We start from the raw sequence: 17030 nt of genomic DNA on the forward strand, positions 1-17030 counted from the left end.
TTTAAATGACAATAAACCTGATCCAGCTGGATGGTTCCCGTGTCCCAACACTCTACAAGCCCCCTGTCCGAGAGGACGCCGGAACAGACCCGCTCATGGCGTGAAGCCATTCGCAGTTGCTTTCATCCCCGTGTTATCAGCATGCTTTTTCTCGGCTTTTCTGCGGGATTGCCGTTACTGCTGATATTCAGTTCTCTCTCGATCTGGTTGCGGGAAGCGGAAGTATCCCGGTCAACCGTGACGTACTTCAGCTGGGCTGCACTGGCGTATTCCTTCAAGTTTGTCTGGGCTCCATTGGTGGACCGCCTGCCCCTGCCGTTCCTGACCCGTTGGCTGGGTCGCCGCCGGGGCTGGTTGCTGTTGGCCCAGGTGGCCATTGTCGGGGCATTGCTTTTCATGGCGGGGAATGACCCTATTCACAACCTGGCCTTGACGGCTATTGGCGCCGTGATGCTGGGTTTCTCTTCGGCTACCCAGGATATCGTGATTGACGCTTACCGGATTGAAGCGGCTGACAATGACCTGCAGGCCATGATGTCTTCCAGTTATATGGCGGGTTACCGGATCGGGATGCTGGTGGCTGGCGCCGGTACATTGAAGCTGGCCAGCGCCTTTGCCGGTGCGGCTGACGGGTACAACTTTATGGCCTGGTCGATGGCCTATCTCTGCATGGCGGGCATGATGGGGGTGGGTATCCTGACAACGCTGCTGATTCCAGAGCCGGAAACCAACCAGCAGGGTCGCCTTTCCGGTGTTTATAACACGGAGGATTACCTGCGCTTTCTCGGATTGTTTGTTGTAACCGCCGGTGTATTCGTTGGCAGTTTTGTCCTTCTGTCAGGTATTGTCTCCTCCGCAAAAAATGTCATGGATGCAGGACCTTTAACGGGGTTCCTGCTGGAAGCCGTACGCATCACCATTAGTGTGTTTGTCGCCCTGCTGGTGGCCAGGTTGCTGATTGGTATTGAGCTGGTATCCCGCCATATGGTGCGTGAAACCTATGTTGCACCGTTTACAGATTTCTTCAGTCGCTACGGTAAAACGGCGTTGTTTATTCTTGCGCTGGTGGGCAGCTATCGCATTGCGGATATTGTGATGGGTGCTGTCGCGAATGTGTTTTACAGCGATATGGGTTACACCAAGGATCAAATCGCGAACATTACCAAAACCTTTGGTTTGCTGATGACCATTGCCGGAGGATTTCTCGGTGGTGTTCTGTCGATTCGTTTTGGTGTGCTGAAAATGCTCTGGGTGGGAGCGCTGTTAGCTGCGATAACTAACCTGTTATTCGCGTTGATAGCAGGAATGGCCCCCCACTCGTTGCTGCTGGCCGTTGTGATAGCGGCTGATAACCTCAGTGGTGGCGTGGCAACAGCGGCATTTGTTGCCTATTTATCCGGGCTGACGAACCGGGCGTTCACCGCCATGCAATATGCGGTGTTCAGCTCCCTGATGACATTGATGCCCAAAATCCTGGCAGGTTACTCCGGCACCATGGTTGATTCCCTGGGCTACCAGACTTTTTTCATTGTAACAGCGGTGATGGGATTACCGGTGCTGGCCCTGGTCAGCTGGATTATCCGCCTTGAACGCCAGCGGTCTGAATGAGGACAAAGGTGAGCGGTTGGCGTGTCAGTCCACGCCATTCCAACCGTAGGTTGCCAGGGGAATTTTGTCCCCGGTGAATTGAACGCCTTCCTGTTCCAGGCGTGTTTTCTGTTCCTGGTATTTGCTGCTGCCCAGCGGGAAAGAGAGTTCGCCCCTGCTGTTAATGACGCGGTGCCAGGGCAGGTCTGAGCCACGGGGCAGCTGGCTGAGGATGCTGCCGACGGCTCGCGCCTGTCGGGGCAGGCCTGCCAGTTCGGCGACCTGGCCATAGGTGGCGACACGCCCGTAGGGGATTTTGCTGACGACCAGCCAGATCTGCTGGGGTCGATTCAGGATCATCAAGGATAAGAATCTCTATTAACCAAACAATGTGATACGGGGATTATCGTTTTCGGTGATCGTATTGCCAAGCGGGACTATCCGGTATGTTCATCGTTGGTGACCAAGCAAAATCATCAGGGTATTCCCGCGTAGAGAGTCGGTAAATTCCTTTTTATGCGCAGTGCTATACCCTGATAATGTCGCACCCTGAAAAGACTTTTAGAACTGCCTGCTGATAACGATTCTATGTTCTTGCGACTATTACGATACTTGCCGGGCCTTGTGCTGTTAGCGTCACTGCCGGTGTCTGCCGACACGCTGTGGCTGATGAACAATGACATTATCCGCGGCCAGGTCAGGGAAATGACTGACGGCAAGTTGCATTTCACGACCCCCTGGGGGGGCACGGTCCAGGTGGACTTACGACACGTCCGGGCGCTGGAAACGGAGCAACTGCTCTGGGTGCGGATGAAAGGCCAGAATACGTTCCGGTTGATGAAATTCGACCAGAAAGGCGGCAAAACCTGGATGCTGGATAACCAGGGCAATGAAACCGAGCTGGATGACAAGCAGAAACTCGCGCGTTTACTGAACAATGATCCGGGTGAAAATCAGTGGTTGCTCAGTGGACACCTGAATGTGGGGTTTGATACGGAACGGGGTGACGAGGATGAATTCCGCACCAGCGGCCAGTTGAATCTCCAGGATCGTGTGAATCGGAATATTTTCAACTGGAAAACCTATTACAGCCGGGAAGATGGACAGACCAACGACCGGGAATTCAAGCTCAGCTACGATTACAACCGGTTCATGGATGAGCACTGGTACCTGCTGGGAAACAGCCTGTGGCAGTACGATAACAGCGAAAGTCCCCGGGAAACCGTTGCCGGCGGTGGCGGTATGGGTTACCAGTTCTGGGATCGGCCGGATAGCTCACTCAAGATGGACATCGCCTTGAACAGCCTCTGGGAAAATTATCTCAATGACAGTGATGAACAGCACATGGCATTGCGCTGGGGGGTGAATTATTCCCAAAAGCTCTGGGATGACCTGAGTTTCCACCATGACTGGGTGCTGTTCCGCCGATTGGGTGGCAAAAAACAGTGGTTGCTTGATACCACGACCAGTCTGCGACTGTCGATTACCGATAACCTCTGGTTCAACCTGCAGCTGGATTTTGACTACGATAACAAACCGGCAGAGGATTCCTACCGGTCTGATCACAGCTTCAGCTTTGGCCTTGGGTATGGCTGGTAAGAGGGCTAGAGCCTAAGACCGCCATCGACTTCGATAACCCGTCCGCTGATATAGTCATTTTCCAGGATGAAGCGGACGGTATTGGCGATGTCTTCAGGCTGCCCCATCCGCTGCATGGGGATGACTGACGTCATCTTGGCCTGCGCTTCCGGCTTCATGGCGGCGGTCATTTCAGTCTCAATCATGCCGGGGGCAATGGCAGCACTGCGGATCCCGTAACGGGCCAGCTCCCGTGACCAGCTCACGGTCATGGCGACTACACCCGCCTTGGCAGCGGCATAGTTGGTCTGGCCAAAGTTACCGGCCCGGGCAATGCTGGAAATGTTGATGATCACGCCGCCGGTACCCTGTTCAATCATCTGGGCTGCCGCTTCACGGCCGCACAGGAAAACACCGGTCAGGTTGACGTCGATAACCGATTGCCATTGTGAGAGGGACAGTTTGTCGATGATATGACCGTCTTTGACTTTGACCAGAAGGCCATCACGTAAAATGCCGGCATTGTTGACCAGGGCATCCAGACCGCCGAAGTCTGTTTTGATGTTGCCGACAAGGGCAATGACATCATCTTCCGATGAGACATTGGCAATATACTGTTCGACCCTGTCGCTACCAGCATCGGAACAGAGTTGTTGTGTTTCTGACAGACCGTCCTGATCAAGGTCTGCCAGGGCCAGTCTGCACCCGGCTGACGCCAGCGTCACAGCGATGCTACGACCAAGTCCCCGAGCTGCGCCTGTTACCAGTACCGCTTTCTGGCGTAAATCCATGTAGTAGTGCCCCTCTGATTCAGATTGTTCAATCGACGATTTTTGATGGCGACTTTACGTTATTTTGGCTGGGAAGATGAGATTAATGTCTGATCTTAGCAAACAGGATAGGGGAGAGAGTATGTTTTTGATGGCTGGCAATCACGATAAGTGTAGATTTTGTCCTGAGTTTGTTCGGAATGACTATTTTGCATTGTACTGTTTTGTTTTTCTGGATTTTCTGTTTTTAATTGATTTATAGCTTCATTTCCCATTCCATACTGATGTTGCCGCTATTTGGTGTCGTGAATCCAATACCTTCACCCCAAAATATGCAGGCGCCGGATAGATTTAATGTGTCGCCATCATAAAGATAGGTTGTGGTTGTTCCCTCTGCGTCAGCAAAGGGGAAAAGTAAAAAGATTGCGCACAATACATCAACAGAAATTCTTACGCCCTCATCGGGAATTCTGTCAGAGGGTATTTTATGAGATTGTCCTTTCGGAAGGGAAATAGAATCACACATGTTGGTTTCTATGGTGCAGGCTTTCCGAATGACATAACCACCATCATTGTAAATGGTAATGTCTGCATAAGTATTTGGTGTGGCAGTGAAAGCAATGATAGTGATGGTTAAAAGGCTACTCAGTTTTTTGATAATGTCATTCAGGTGCATAGTTGACGTAAGCTCCATTTCGTATTTTCTATTATTTGGAAAGATGTAATTGCGATCTTTATCGTATGACTATTATTTTTTTATTTAGTTCGTTGGAGGTGGTTTTGAATTCAGCGTTTTTTGTTTTTTTGCTGTTGTTAATGTTTAAGTTTTTAGCGTTTTAAGTGGATGGCGATTGCTTGTTTTTGAGAAATGATTGTTAGATGTGCTAACGAAAAAGGTTTGGGTTAATGTGTATTGTCAGGGGCTATGAAGTTTTCCTGCTGGATTTGATTCTGCTTAAATTATCTAAGAGCGATTTCAATAGCCTGTTTCGACAGGCGTAGTAGTCAATGGTGGAAATCCATTATTACGGTGCGCTTGTGGGCGTTGGCATTTGCATTTATGCAGAGGAGGCGTTTTTAATAATGATATTGATAACGTTTATCATTTGCATATAATGTGTCGGCATTAGAAAACAGATCCAGTGGAGTTAACCATGGCTGACAGACAGAAGGCGGCATCCCAGGCCCGAGCACTACTTCTCAACGAATACCAGGGGGTTTTGGCGACCCAGTCCGTGTCCATGCCGGGCTACCCGTTCGGGTCTGTGGCGCCTTATTGCCTGGATGCTGATGGGCAGATCGTGATCCTGATCAGCCGTATTGCCCAGCATACGCGGAATATCAGCCAGGATCCCAAGGTCTCCCTGACCATCGTCCAGAGCTATGTGGACGACATCCAGACCGGCGGACGCCTGACATGGGTGGGTGATGCCGAGAAGGTTGATGACCTGGTCGCTGCAGAACGCTACTACAGCTATTTTCCACAGTCCCGTAACTACCACACCACTCACGATTTTGAGTTTTACCGCATCAAGCTGGTCCGGGCGCGCTTTATCGGTGGTTTCGGTGAGATCTACTGGGTTAACCCCGAAGAACTGTTGCGTACCAACCCCTTCGCCGGTGAGGTTGAAAAGGGCATGGTGCAGCACATGAATGAAGATCATCAGGCTGCCATCATCCAGTATTGCCTGAATGCCGGTGAAATCCTGCCCGAAGGCGTGACACCGAAAATGGCCGGTGTCGACACGGAAGGTTTTCATGTCCTGATTGGTGAGCGTGTGATTCGCATTCCCTTTGAGGCGCCTGTGACATCTGCCGGCGACGTCCGCAAAGCACTGGTTGCCATGGCAAAAGCCGCCTGATTCGCTGCGTATTTCCAGTCTGCGGGAACTGTAAAGTTCCCGTATCACTTTGTTTCCCCGCTTGAAAATCCCCGGTTGAACTCCATATAAAAGGCAAGTCTAAAGGAGACACTCATGCGCTTTGCCTTTTTATTGCTGGTGCTGTTCCCGATTACCGAATTAATGGTGCTGATCAAGGTGGGTAGCCTGATCGGTGTCCTGCCCACCGTGGCGCTGGTGCTGTGCACGGCCTCTCTGGGCATTTATCTTCTGCGCCAGCAAGGCCTCAATACCCTGTTTCGCGCCCGTGAGCGGATGGCCAGTGGCCAGGTACCCGCGCGGGAAATGCTGGAAGGCATCATCATAGCGGCCTGCGGTGCTTTGCTGCTGGCGCCCGGTTTTATCACGGACATTATTGCCTTGACCGGGCTCTTTCCCCTGACACGGCGGAAAATTGTAGACCGTATGCTGGCCAGTCAACGCTGGCAGGCGGGCGCCTATACCCAGGACGGTTTTTACCAGTCCGATGCAGCCGGCCCGTTTGAGCCCGGTAACGGCCGGCGCGGGCCGGAAATTATTGAAGGCGAGTTCCGCCGTGAAGAGTAAAACCGGCCCTTCGTCGGCCCGTCAGCCCGATTTTGAAATTTTTTTGCAGGTCAGGGTTGAAAAGCGAAAAATCAGCCCCTATTCATAGTGTCAGCCGAAGCGGGCTCGGTATTAGTGCGGTACCGTGAGTTCGCTTGCCGCCGGGTCGGATGCGTCAGTGAGTGTACTCAGGCGCATCACTTCCGGGTCGGCGGGGACGTGAAGTCCCAACCTTAACCCTTAAGGTCATGCTGTGACGTCCGGTGACGTAAACAGCTGCTGGTAATGTTTTTTAGGCATACTTGCTAAACAGTTGGAGAGAGAGTCGATGAAACTTCGTCCGTTACGTGATCAGGTGCTTGTTCGTCGTTTCGAGAGCGAAACCACATCTGCCGGTGGCATCGTATTGCCTGGCAAGGGCGAAAAAACCAACCGTGGCGAAATCGTTGCTGTTGGCCCTGGCCTGCCGCTGGAAAACGGTGAAGTCCGTCCGATGGCTGTCAGCGTAGGTGACAAGATCCTGTTCGGTGGTTACCACAGCGATTCCAACACCGTGAAGATTGACGGCGTTGAGCACATCCTGATGTCCGAAAGCGACATCCTGGCCGTTGTCGAAGGTGAATAAGCGCCCGGCGCTTCCCATCGATTTCAGCTGTTTTAACCCAATTTTATGGCTGGCCGCGTGATACGGACAGCCCGATTAAAGGAATACGATAATGGCAGCAAAAAAAGTCAAGTTCGGTGATGACGCCCGCAAACTGATGCTGGAAGGCGTTAATATCCTGGCTGACGCCGTCAAGGCGACCCTGGGACCCAAGGGCCGTAACGTCCTGCTGGAAAAATCCTTCGGCGCGCCGACCATCACCAAAGATGGTGTTTCTGTCGCCAAGGAAATCGAACTGAAGGACAAGTTCCAGAACATGGGCGCCCAGCTGGTCAAGGAAGTCGCTTCCAAGGCTAACGACCAGGCCGGTGACGGTACCACTACCGCTACCGTTCTGGCGCAGTCCATCGTTAACGAAGGTCTGAAGTACGTTGCCGCTGGCATGAACCCGATGGACCTGAAGCGCGGTATCGACAAGGCCGTTGTTGCTGTTGTTGAACAGCTGCACGCGATGTCCATTCCCTGCGCAGACAGCAAGGCAATCGCCCAGGTAGGTACCATCTCTGCCAACTCCGACGAAACTGTCGGCAAGATCATCGCTGAAGCGATGGAAAAAGTAGGCAAGGAAGGTGTTATCACTGTTGAAGAAGGCAGCGGCCTGGATAACGAACTGGACGTTGTTGAAGGTATGCAGTTCGACCGTGGTTACCTGTCTCCTTACTTCATCAACAAGCAGGAAAACATGTCTGCAGAACTGGAGAGCCCCTTCATTCTGCTGTTCGACAAGAAAGTGTCCAACATCCGTGACCTGCTGCCGATCCTGGAAGCCGTTGCCAAAGCTGGCAAGCCGCTGATGATTCTGGCTGAAGACGTTGAAGGCGAAGCGCTGGCCACTCTGGTTGTTAACAACATGCGTGGCATCGTCAAGGTTGCTGCTGTTAAGGCGCCTGGTTTCGGTGACCGTCGCAAGGCCATGCTGCAGGACATCGCTACCCTGACCGGCGGTGTTGTGATCTCTGAAGAAGTGGGCCTGAGCCTGGAAGGCGCTTCCCTGGAAGACCTGGGTTCCGCCAAGCGCGTTGTGATCACCAAGGATAACACCACCATCGTTGACGGTGCTGGTAACCAGGCTGACATCGCTGCCCGCGTTGAGCAGATCCGTGCCGAAATCGAGAACTCTACTTCCGATTACGACCGTGAGAAGCTGCAGGAGCGTGTTGCCAAGCTGGCCGGCGGTGTTGCCGTTGTCAAGGTTGGTGCAGCGACTGAAGTTGAAATGAAAGAGAAGAAGGCACGCGTTGAAGACGCTCTGCACGCAACCCGTGCGGCCGTTGAAGAAGGCGTTGTACCTGGTGGTGGCGTAGCCCTGATCCGTGCCCTGTCTGCTATCAATGTCAAGGGTGACAACGAAGAGCAAAACGCCGGTATCGCCCTGGCGCTGCGTGCCCTGGAAGGTCCTATCCGCCAGATCGCTACCAACTCCGGTGACGAAGCCTCTGTTGTTGTTGACAAGGTACGTGCTGGCGAAGGTAACTTCGGTTACAACGCGTCTACCAGCGAGTACGGCGACATGATGGAAATGGGTATCCTGGATCCTGCCAAGGTCACCCGTTCTGCACTGCAGGCTGCGGCCTCTATCGCTGGTCTGATGATCACCACTGCAGCCATGGTTGCAGAACTGCCTGAAGAGAAGCCTGCTGCAATGCCTGACATGGGCGGCATGGGTGGCATGGGCGGCATGGGCGGCATGATGTAATCATCCCCCCTGCAGTTCACTGCTAAAAAAACCGCACCCCAGGGTGCGGTTTTTTATTATGGGCGGTGATGATTTCGCATCAGGCGACCGCCTCATAGGCCATCTGCCAGAAAGCTTTTTCGTGCCGGCACATAGTCAGGAATTCGGCTTCGGTCTCTGACTGGATTTCTTCGGTAGCGCTTGTAAGCGCCTCGTCTGCAATCTGCTCAAGTTGATGCACGTAATCATTGAAGGTATCACTGGCAAAATAGGCAAACAGTTGATCGTAAGGCGACGCCATCGGTTCCCGACAGGCGACACTGTAAGTGTTTTCAATGCCCCAAAGGATGGTGATTAACACCGGATACGGACGATGGCTGAGGGCAATCAGAAAACGACAGTATTCTTCACAGGCAGGGAATAGTTCATTGTGAAGGATCAGATTCCGTTCTTTTGCGGTACTGTGAAACCAGCACAATTCTGATTTGATCCCCGTCAGGCCACTGAGCAGGATGTCAAAGTGGTTGGGGGGCGCGGCTTGCAATGTCGCGGCAAAAAAACGGGTGAACTCAATACCAAACAGGTAATCCTGTTCTAGCCAGCGATTGAACTGTGCAGGTTTCAGGTTGCCGCTTCGGCAGTCCAGCAGGAACGGATGGTTGGTGGCGCTGTGCCACGCCTGCTTGTGTGTGACGGTCAGTTGCTGACAGTTCATGGTAATGACTCTGTCTGAATAGTGTGGAAGCAATAAAAATAGGCATCAGTTTGAGATGAGGCTCCCAAACTGGACAGCTGTTAAGAAAGATAGGGTATGTTGACAGAAGCTGCTTGTGGAAAACTTTGTATTATTGCTGCGTTTTCCGATGAAGCACCAGGCAACTGCATAATGTTGCCTGGTGCAGGGATGGGCTGGGGAGGGATTAATTTATCGGTCAGGAGCCCAGGACATCTTCCAGTTCTGCTTTCCAGATCGCCATAGCCAACGCCGGTTTGCGCAGGATTTTCGGGGTTGGAATCCACTTGTGCCGGATGCGTGAGAAGACATCAAAGCGTTCGGCATTGCCCGCCATCGCTTCCGCGACAACACGACCGGCGATGTTGGTCAGGGAAACCCCGTGGCCGGTGTAACCGTGGGCAGTGTAGATGTCATTGCCAAGATGTTCGATCTGGGGCATGTATTCACGGGTTACGGAGAACAGGCCACCCCAGTGGTACTCCATTTTCACGTCGTCCAGCTGGGGGAAGACTTTCAGCATGCGCTGACGTACCCGTTCTTTCGAATCTTTGTACTCGCCATTGAACGGGTGATTCACACCACCAAACAGAATACGGCCATCGGCGGTGGGGCGGAAGTAGTCCAGGCTGTTCTTGAGATCCGACATGGCCATGTTGTTGGAGATCGGCTGGCGATCGCCCAGGGGTTCGGTGACGCCAATATAGGAGACCACTGGCAGGGTAGTGCTTTCTGCCTTGCGGTGCAGCCCTTCCAAATACGCATTACAGGCCAGCAACACCTGCTTTGCCTTCACGCAACCCTGCTCGGTCCTGACCTGATTGGGTTGGCCCTTGACCAGTTTTTTGGCCGCGCTGTGTTCAAAGACCTTTACCCCCATATCCATGGCTGCGCGAGCCAGGCCCAGGGTGTAGTTGAGCGGGTGCATATGGGCGCTGTTGGAATCAAACAGACCACCGATGTAGCAGGATGCAGTAGTGACTTCCTGAATTTTTTCGCTGTCCCACCAGGCGACACTGTTGTAGTCGTACCGTGATTCCATCAACGCCTGGTAAGCGCGCAGCTCCTCTTCATGGCTGGGCTTGATCGCCAGCTCGATGTAGTTTTGCTGGAATTCACAGTCGATATTGAATTCACGGATGCGCTCACGGACGATATCCAGGGATTCACAGGACAGATCCCACAGCTGGCGTCCCCATTCCGGGCCATAGATGTCGTCCACTTCGTGCAGGCCGAGGCAGTAGCCCACCAGGCACATGCCGCCATTGCGGCCTGAGGCTCCCCATGACAGACGACCAGATTCCAGTACCACCACGTCAAAGCCGCGCTTGCGCAGTTCGATCGCGGCATTGAAGCCGGTCATACCGCCACCGATGATGCAGACGTCGGCGGTTATCTCGCCGGTCAGGGTCGGTTGCTGCGGCAGTATGTGGCCAGTCGCCTGGTAGTAGGAGTCGATATATTCACCGGATTGGTTCATTGGGGTGCTCGATATAAGGAGTGGATCGGTGTAATCCGAAAAGCGGCAGATTATCAGGCGGACCCTGCCTGCTGGCAATAGGACATTTTCACGGTGTTACCGGCAACGCCTGTGGTATTCAGGGAGTGATATTACGGATAAATGCACAGTGGTGGAGCTGCCCTGCTAACGATGGCAGATTTTCCCGACACCCGGGCTGACAATCCTTTCACCCTGTGAAAGCAAGAGGGACAGGAACCGGTTTGAAGAGGTCCTCAAACCGGCTGTCTATTTGAAAAGGTTTGAAACGACATAGGGAAAACGTCGTTTTTTCGCCTCAGTGATTGACGGCTTTTACACGACTATGACTTTCCGTCGCCGTGCTGAGCAGTGTGTACAGGACGGGCACCACGATCAGGGTCAGCAGTGTAGACGTGATCAGTCCACCGATAATGCACCAGCCCATCGGTGACCACATGTTGGAGCCTTCCAGCGTGAGTGGCAGGAGTCCGCCAATGGTTGTCAAGGTTGTCAACAGGATCGGCACCAGCCTGACGCGGGCAGATTCCCGCATGGCGTCATGAATACTCAGCCCCTGTTCGTGATGCTGGTTGGCGGAATCCACCAGAATGATGGAGTTATTCACAACAATACCTACCAGGGAGGTTAGCCCGACAAAGGCGGTGAAGGAAAAGCTGTAGCCTGTCAGCCACAAAGCGACAATGGCGCCGGTCGCGGCAAAAGGTATAGCAGTGAAAATAATCAGTGGCTGGCTGAAGGATTGGAATTGCAGCACCAGTACCGCAAAAATACCGAGCAGGGCGACCAGCAGCACCTGGTTCATGCCGCCGAATGAATCTTTTCGGTTTTCCTGTTCCCCGCCCACCTGATAGTTGACCCCTTCCGGCCAATCATAACGATCCAGCTGTTCGATGATGTCGTTGGTGATCTCTTCGGTCAGGTAGCCGGGCATGATATCGGCGGTAATTCGTGCCATTCGTTCCAGGTTGTGGTGCTGAAGGCGTGCCAGTGTCGTCTGTAACGTCAGGCTGGCCAGTTGGTTCAAGGGGATCAATGCGCCGTTGGTTGATTCCACCATGATCTGGTTGAATGTATCGACCTGGGGGCGTTCACTTGCTGCACGAACCAGGATGGTGTGATCATCGCCGTTACTGTCCCTGAACTGACCGACCGCTTGTCCGACAAGGCTGGCTCTCACGGCCTGATCAATACTGGAAATTGGCACACCCAGCATGGCGGCTTTTTCCCGGTTAATCTGAACCTGTAGATCAATGCGTGGTTTGTCGAGCGGATTGTCGACATTCACTGTGCCGGGGGTGGCCACAAAAACCGATTCCACATGGGCCGCTGCAATGTTCACTTGTTCCAGGTTATCGCCCACTACCCGGATGGATACCGGTGCTTCGTAGGGAGGGCCCTGCATGAATTCCTTGATCGTAATTTTTGCACCGCTGATGGCATTAAACTGTTGTCGGATATCTTCTATAAAAGGCTCTACCACCTGTAGTCGTCCGGTATCCAGTTGAACCAGAATTTGCGCAAAATTCGGCACTTGTCGTTTGGGAAATATATTGTAGAAAATACGGGGATTTCCCTTGCCGACATTGGTGGCAAGGTTCGTCACGATGTCATAGTCCTGCAATATGGACTCAACGTTGAGCGCCATCTCCCAGGTGGTATCAAAACTGGCATTTTCCGGCATATCAATGTTGACCAGCACCATGGGTTTTTCCGCTTTTGGAAACATGCTGACGCCCACTAAAGGCACAAGCGCCAGCGATCCTGCGAGCAGCGAGACAGAAAGCAGCAATACACACCATGGGTGCTTCAGGGCGTGTTCGAGTAATTGTGTGTAAGGGCCGTTAGCCAATACCTGAATCTTGCGTAACAGCCAGGGCGTCTTCTGATCCCCTTTGCCAAGCACCTTGCTGGCCAGCAAGGGTGTGAGAGTCAGGGCAATTACCAGGGAAGCCAGCAGCGTCAGGATGACGGTTACCGGCATGGATCGCAGAAAGGTGCCGGCGCCGGTCTGCAACAGCAGAATGGGGAAAAACGACAGAATGGTCGTCAGTGTGCCGCTGACAACCGCCCAGCCTACCTGGCTGGCGCCGTTCATTGCGGCATTGGCGCTGTCATGACCGCTACGACGGAAACGGCCGACATTTTCGGTAACCACAATGGCGTTGTCGACCAGCAGCCCAAGGGCAACCACCAGGCCAACAATCGACATCTGTTGCAAGCCGAAGCCGCTGAGGTCGAGCCAGCCGATGCCGATCAGTACCGACATCGGAATTGCCAGTACGATGACAAAAGCGGCGCGTCCTCCCAGGGCCAGTACGGTCATGACGCCGACCAGTGCAAGCCCCTGAAGCAGATTGTTAAAAAATCCGTTAATCCTTTCATCAACGCTGATGCTTTGATCGTGCGCCAACTCTAGGGTGATTTCATCGGGCAGGGTCTGGCTGAATTCTGCCAGCGTGCTCTTCAGCGCCGCCATGACGGCCATGATATTGCTTCCCTTACGTTGCACCACGGAGATAAACACCGTCCGTTTGCCGTTAAACCGGGCATGGTAAGTGGGAAGTGCATCGGTTAAATGGACATCGGCAATGGTTTCCACATAAACGACATTGCCTGGTTTTGACCGGACCGCGGTGCGCCGGATCTGCTGCAGAGAGCGGAAGTCGCCACTGGTACGGACGGTAAAGCGTTCGCTGCCGGATAAGGCATGCCCGCCGGGCAGGTTGATACTGGATGACTGAATAGCGTTTGCCAGCTCGGCAATACTGATATTCAGGGCGCGCATCTTGTCGAGATCCGCCGCAATCTCGACCTGCTGTTCCGGGAAACCATCAATATCGGCACGTTTGACGCCGGCGATTCGCTCAAGGCGTTTTTCCAGCTTTTCCGCCTGGCGTTTGAGACGGGCATAACCGGCGCTATCCGACATCAGGGCAATCTGCAGGATATTGACGTCAGTAGGGGATATTTTCTCTATAGTCAGCTGGTGAATGGCTTCCGGCAGGTCATCCCGTATGCGTGATACTGCGGACACAACATCGTCGTATTTTTCATCCGGATCGGTGCCATAGAGAAATTCGACCCTCACAACACCCAGGCCATCCTCGATATCACTTTTAATAACTTTCAGGTCATCCAGTTCATTGATCGCTTCTTCAATGGGATCGACCACCAGTTTCTCCATATCCGCCGGTGCTGTACCGGGGTAGATCACCTTGATCATGGCGGCAGGGAAGTTGAACTGGGGATCTTCCGAGCGTGGCATACTGGCTAATGAAACCGCACCAAGCGCAATCAACAGCAATGTGATGACAAGGGTGAACTGGTGGTTTTGTATCGCAAGACGAGGTAACTGCATGATGATTATTGCCTGTTTGCTACCGGAGTCGATTGAACGTTGTCGTCGGGTTTGAGAAACGACGCGCCTCGGGTAATAACAGGTGTACCCTCAGGCAGGCTGCTTTGAATCGCCAGAGACTGGTTATCCAGCCAGAGAATATTTACACGGTGTTCAGTGATGTGTTCAGACGCAGGATCAGCCACATAAATGATTCCCTGGCCATTGTCTGCACTGACCAGGGCGTTGGCCGGCAGTCGTGCGATCCGCTGGGTTTCTGAAGGTGTGAGGGTGATCCGGCCGATGAATCCCTGGTAAAGCCGTTTTGGGGGGGCATCCAAAGCGATTTCCAGATCGAATGTGCCGGTTCGGCTGTCAGCGGCAGGAGCGATTTCAGTGACACGACCGGTAAAGCTGGCGCCCGGATAGGCATCAAAATGAATGGTGGCAGGATCGTCGATCTGAACCCGGACCACATCGCGATCGGATAAACCGGTGCGCATAATCCAGCCCTTGGTTTCATCTGCCAGCAGGAAGGCGGTCTGTTGGGGGCTGACCAGTTCACCCGGTTCAATCAGACGTTCAATAATCCGGCCACGACCCGGAGCGCGGATATGCGAGTAGCGATTGTTGAAATGGGCAATCCGGAGTCGGGATTCAGCGACATCAACGCTGGTCTGGGCGGCCTGGAGCTGATCCAGGGAGATAGCCTGTTGTCGGTGCAACCGCTGCAGGCGCTCAAGATTACGCAACGCTTCCTGATGCCGGGCTTCTGCTTCGGCAACCTGGGCCTCGATTTCCTCAGTATTCAGACTGGCCAGTAGCTGGTCTTTTTCAACCGTATCGCTTTCGTCGACCTGAATGCTGGCGACGGGGCCTGATGTTTTGAAGGACAGCTTCCGGGTTGCCTTATAGGTGAGCTGGCCACTCGTCTGTATTGGTCGGGTGGTCTCCTGGTACTGCAATGGCGTGATGTCATACGGTGCGGTGTCAGCCATCGCTGGCGACAGGAACATAACGGCTGGCATCAGCACAGGTGTGATCACCTGTCGCAGAAAACGGCCTACGGCTGCTCTTTTCACGTTTGATTCTCTTTGCCCTGGGGACTGTCGTTATTGGTGCGCAGTCATTGCGCTTGTCCGTAAAGATGAAATGTAGGGGGGGATGTTGTCACTGTCAACAATGTTGACAACAATAACATTGGACAAGAGAATCTCAAGCCAGACCATTTGGATAGACTTGAAACGCCAGAGAACCGGGGAAAGGCAATGACGACGGGCAAACGCACTTATCATCATGGCAACCTGCGCGATGCGTTGCTGGCGTGTGCGTTCCGGCATCTGGAGGCGCATGGGCCGGAAAAGCTCAGCCTGCGTGCATTGGCCCGGGATATCGGGGTGTCTCAGACGGCGCCTTATCGCCATTTTCCCGATAAGGAGTGCCTGTTGGCCGCAATGGCGACGGAAGGGTACCTGGCGCTCAAAGCCTTTATCTGTGGGGCCAGCCAGGGGATTGATCGTCCTGATGAAGCCTTGCTTGTCTGTGGTGAGGCCTATGTCCGTTATGCAGTGGCCAATCCCGCCAAGTATAAGCTGATGTTCGGGCCAATGATCCAGCACCCGGAAAACCATCCGGAGCTACAGGAAGCGGCGCAACAGGCTTTCAAAGCGCTCTATGCCATTATTGAGACGGGGATAGCGCAAGGTATTATGGTGAATCAGCCTGTCTGGCTGATGGCCAACAATTGCTGGGCGAATGTCCATGGTCATGCCATGTTGCTGATTGATGGTCTGTTGCAGCGGGTGACACCTGATAGTGAGCAATTCAATATCAGGGATTCTCTGAGGATCAATATGAATGGTCGGCTGGCCTGATTTCAGCTCGACGACGGATGGGGTGGGGTTAGTGTTAATTCGTGAACTGTCAGGATGGCTTCTTCTCTATCACTGTACAGCCTGAGCAGGTCGTCCAGCTCGCAGCAATAGAGACCGTTATCACCCAGGTAAGACAGGGTCAGGTTAGTGCTGTTAATAATGATTGCCGTATGTATCCAGTTAATAAACGGGTCGGCAAGCATGATATGTTTCCCGGTGTTATTTTCTGCTGTTCGGAAAGGGCGCGATGAGTGTTTTATAGTATAAAGCCGTTTCCTGAGGTCTCTATTTCCCGTCAGTAAAAACAGTGAAAATTCCATGCACTTGAATTTATTGTTATCGCATTTCAGATGTGTTGTGCCTTCCTTTAATAGTTGACGGAAAGACGCTGCCTGTTTTTCAGGGAATGAATATTGACCGTTGGCTGTACGGACGATGATCGGACTATTGTGAGTTATCTGTATCGCTGCGCTGACAAGCCAGTCAGGGCGGTCATGAAATTTGATGCAATGGTATTCATGGCAATGTTGGCCAATGACTGTTTTCAGGGGGAAACAGTCAAAGGAGGCATGAGTGCGGCGTATTTTCTTTTTTTTGTTGCTGACAAATAGGCTGACTTCACAGGCAGAGAGTTCATGTTCTGCTAATAAGGAACGAGTCGTTCCTGGCGCGCCTGCCTGGTGTCTTTGGCTTCTGCGTGTTGCGGTGGTGCGTACAGTTTGCCGTCGGTTGTCGTCATTGCCATAGTTTCTGTTGGATGCTCTTGCTACGGGGGACGGGTAAGGGGTTCCATGTCTTGCCTTCATAATCACCTGTTAATGCTGATTTAACGCGTATTGCACCTGTTCCTTATCGGTAGAGAAATAGAGTTTTTGCATTACATGG

At 53.0% G+C, this 17030-nt stretch carries 15 protein-coding genes; 7 read left to right on the top strand and 8 right to left on the bottom strand.

The annotated features are described in order from the left end of the window. Positions 1–39: 39 nt before the first annotated feature. Entirely contained in the window at positions 40–1608 is a 1569-nt protein-coding gene (locus tag AC27K1_RS13820) for an AmpG family muropeptide MFS transporter (RefSeq protein ID WP_487151335.1), read from the top strand. Between the two features lie 24 nt (positions 1609–1632). Here AC27K1_RS13820 and AC27K1_RS13825 read toward each other — a convergent pair whose 3' ends face one another. Beyond that, positions 1633–1947, bottom strand: coding sequence for an MGMT family protein (locus tag AC27K1_RS13825; RefSeq protein WP_487151336.1), 315 nt, complete (start codon positions 1945–1947; stop codon positions 1633–1635). Between the two features lie 234 nt (positions 1948–2181). On the opposite strand from AC27K1_RS13825, the gene AC27K1_RS13830 reads away from it, so the two are divergent. Next, positions 2182–3186, top strand: coding sequence for a DUF481 domain-containing protein (locus AC27K1_RS13830; protein WP_487151338.1), 1005 nt, complete (start codon positions 2182–2184; stop codon positions 3184–3186). A gap of 5 nt (positions 3187–3191) precedes the next feature. On the opposite strand, the gene AC27K1_RS13835 is transcribed toward AC27K1_RS13830, so the two are convergent. Together AC27K1_RS13835 and AC27K1_RS13840 are read right to left on the bottom strand one after the other, a co-directional pair. Beyond that, entirely contained in the window at positions 3192–3956 is a 765-nt protein-coding gene (locus AC27K1_RS13835; RefSeq protein ID WP_487151339.1) for an SDR family oxidoreductase, read from the bottom strand. 235 nt (positions 3957–4191) lie between these two features. Continuing rightward, a complete protein-coding gene (locus AC27K1_RS13840) occupies positions 4192–4611 on the bottom strand; it encodes a hypothetical protein (protein WP_487151341.1) in 420 nt (139 codons plus the stop codon). Between the two features lie 478 nt (positions 4612–5089). On the opposite strand from AC27K1_RS13840, the gene AC27K1_RS13845 reads away from it, so the two are divergent. From AC27K1_RS13845 to groL, 4 genes are all read left to right on the top strand, one after another. Next, positions 5090–5797 carry a HugZ family pyridoxamine 5'-phosphate oxidase gene (locus AC27K1_RS13845; protein WP_487151342.1) on the top strand — a complete coding sequence of 236 codons (708 nt, stop codon included), beginning with the start codon at positions 5090–5092 and terminating at the stop codon, positions 5795–5797. A 114-nt stretch (positions 5798–5911) separates the two neighbouring features. After that, the gene (locus AC27K1_RS13850; RefSeq protein ID WP_487151343.1) at positions 5912–6382 is read left to right on the top strand and encodes an FxsA family protein; all 471 of its coding nucleotides are present in this window, start codon (positions 5912–5914) and stop codon (positions 6380–6382) included. 307 nt (positions 6383–6689) lie between these two features. Then, the gene (locus tag AC27K1_RS13855) at positions 6690–6986 is read left to right on the top strand and encodes a co-chaperone GroES (RefSeq protein WP_345198201.1); all 297 of its coding nucleotides are present in this window, start codon (positions 6690–6692) and stop codon (positions 6984–6986) included. Positions 6987–7077: 91 nt separating this feature from the next. Then, positions 7078–8721 (top strand): chaperonin GroEL, encoded by a 1644-nt coding sequence (groL, locus tag AC27K1_RS13860; RefSeq protein ID WP_487151345.1) that lies wholly within the window; start codon positions 7078–7080, stop codon positions 8719–8721. Positions 8722–8800: 79 nt separating this feature from the next. Here groL and AC27K1_RS13865 read toward each other — a convergent pair whose 3' ends face one another. From AC27K1_RS13865 to AC27K1_RS13880, 4 genes are all read right to left on the bottom strand, one after another. After that, positions 8801–9415, bottom strand: coding sequence for a TenA family protein (locus AC27K1_RS13865; protein WP_487151347.1), 615 nt, complete (start codon positions 9413–9415; stop codon positions 8801–8803). Positions 9416–9632: 217 nt separating this feature from the next. After that, the gene (locus AC27K1_RS13870; protein ID WP_487151349.1) at positions 9633–10913 is read right to left on the bottom strand and encodes an NAD(P)/FAD-dependent oxidoreductase; all 1281 of its coding nucleotides are present in this window, start codon (positions 10911–10913) and stop codon (positions 9633–9635) included. 316 nt (positions 10914–11229) lie between these two features. After that, on the bottom strand, positions 11230–14292 hold the full coding sequence (locus AC27K1_RS13875; RefSeq protein WP_487151350.1) for an efflux RND transporter permease subunit: 3063 nt from the start codon (positions 14290–14292) through the stop codon (positions 11230–11232). Between the two features lie 5 nt (positions 14293–14297). Then, complete coding sequence (locus AC27K1_RS13880; RefSeq protein WP_487151352.1) at positions 14298–15353, bottom strand: efflux RND transporter periplasmic adaptor subunit; 1056 nt, start codon at positions 15351–15353, stop codon at positions 14298–14300. Positions 15354–15539: 186 nt separating this feature from the next. Here AC27K1_RS13880 and AC27K1_RS13885 point away from each other — a divergent pair, with 186 nt between their 5' ends. After that, complete coding sequence (locus tag AC27K1_RS13885) at positions 15540–16145, top strand: TetR/AcrR family transcriptional regulator (RefSeq protein ID WP_487151354.1); 606 nt, start codon at positions 15540–15542, stop codon at positions 16143–16145. A 2-nt stretch (positions 16146–16147) separates the two neighbouring features. On the opposite strand, the gene AC27K1_RS13890 is transcribed toward AC27K1_RS13885, so the two are convergent. Beyond that, on the bottom strand, positions 16148–16957 hold the full coding sequence (locus AC27K1_RS13890; protein WP_487151355.1) for a hypothetical protein: 810 nt from the start codon (positions 16955–16957) through the stop codon (positions 16148–16150). Positions 16958–17030: the final 73 nt, after the last annotated feature.

The sequence above is a fragment of the Kistimonas ophiarachnellae genome (assembly GCF_057552235.1).

Coding starts and splice junctions, on each gene's coding strand:
- AC27K1_RS13865 (WP_487151347.1), bottom strand. CDS start 9,415: ATGAACTGTCAGCAACTGACCGTCACACACAAGCAGGCGTGGCACAGC.
- AC27K1_RS13825 (WP_487151336.1), bottom strand. CDS start 1,947: ATGATCCTGAATCGACCCCAGCAGATCTGGCTGGTCGTCAGCAAAATC.
- AC27K1_RS13885 (WP_487151354.1), top strand. CDS start 15,540: ATGACGACGGGCAAACGCACTTATCATCATGGCAACCTGCGCGATGCG.
- AC27K1_RS13845 (WP_487151342.1), top strand. CDS start 5,090: ATGGCTGACAGACAGAAGGCGGCATCCCAGGCCCGAGCACTACTTCTC.
- AC27K1_RS13870 (WP_487151349.1), bottom strand. CDS start 10,913: ATGAACCAATCCGGTGAATATATCGACTCCTACTACCAGGCGACTGGC.
- groL (WP_487151345.1), top strand. CDS start 7,078: ATGGCAGCAAAAAAAGTCAAGTTCGGTGATGACGCCCGCAAACTGATG.
- AC27K1_RS13850 (WP_487151343.1), top strand. CDS start 5,912: ATGCGCTTTGCCTTTTTATTGCTGGTGCTGTTCCCGATTACCGAATTA.
- AC27K1_RS13875 (WP_487151350.1), bottom strand. CDS start 14,292: ATGCAGTTACCTCGTCTTGCGATACAAAACCACCAGTTCACCCTTGTC.
- AC27K1_RS13835 (WP_487151339.1), bottom strand. CDS start 3,956: ATGGATTTACGCCAGAAAGCGGTACTGGTAACAGGCGCAGCTCGGGGA.
- AC27K1_RS13855 (WP_345198201.1), top strand. CDS start 6,690: ATGAAACTTCGTCCGTTACGTGATCAGGTGCTTGTTCGTCGTTTCGAG.
- AC27K1_RS13840 (WP_487151341.1), bottom strand. CDS start 4,611: ATGCACCTGAATGACATTATCAAAAAACTGAGTAGCCTTTTAACCATC.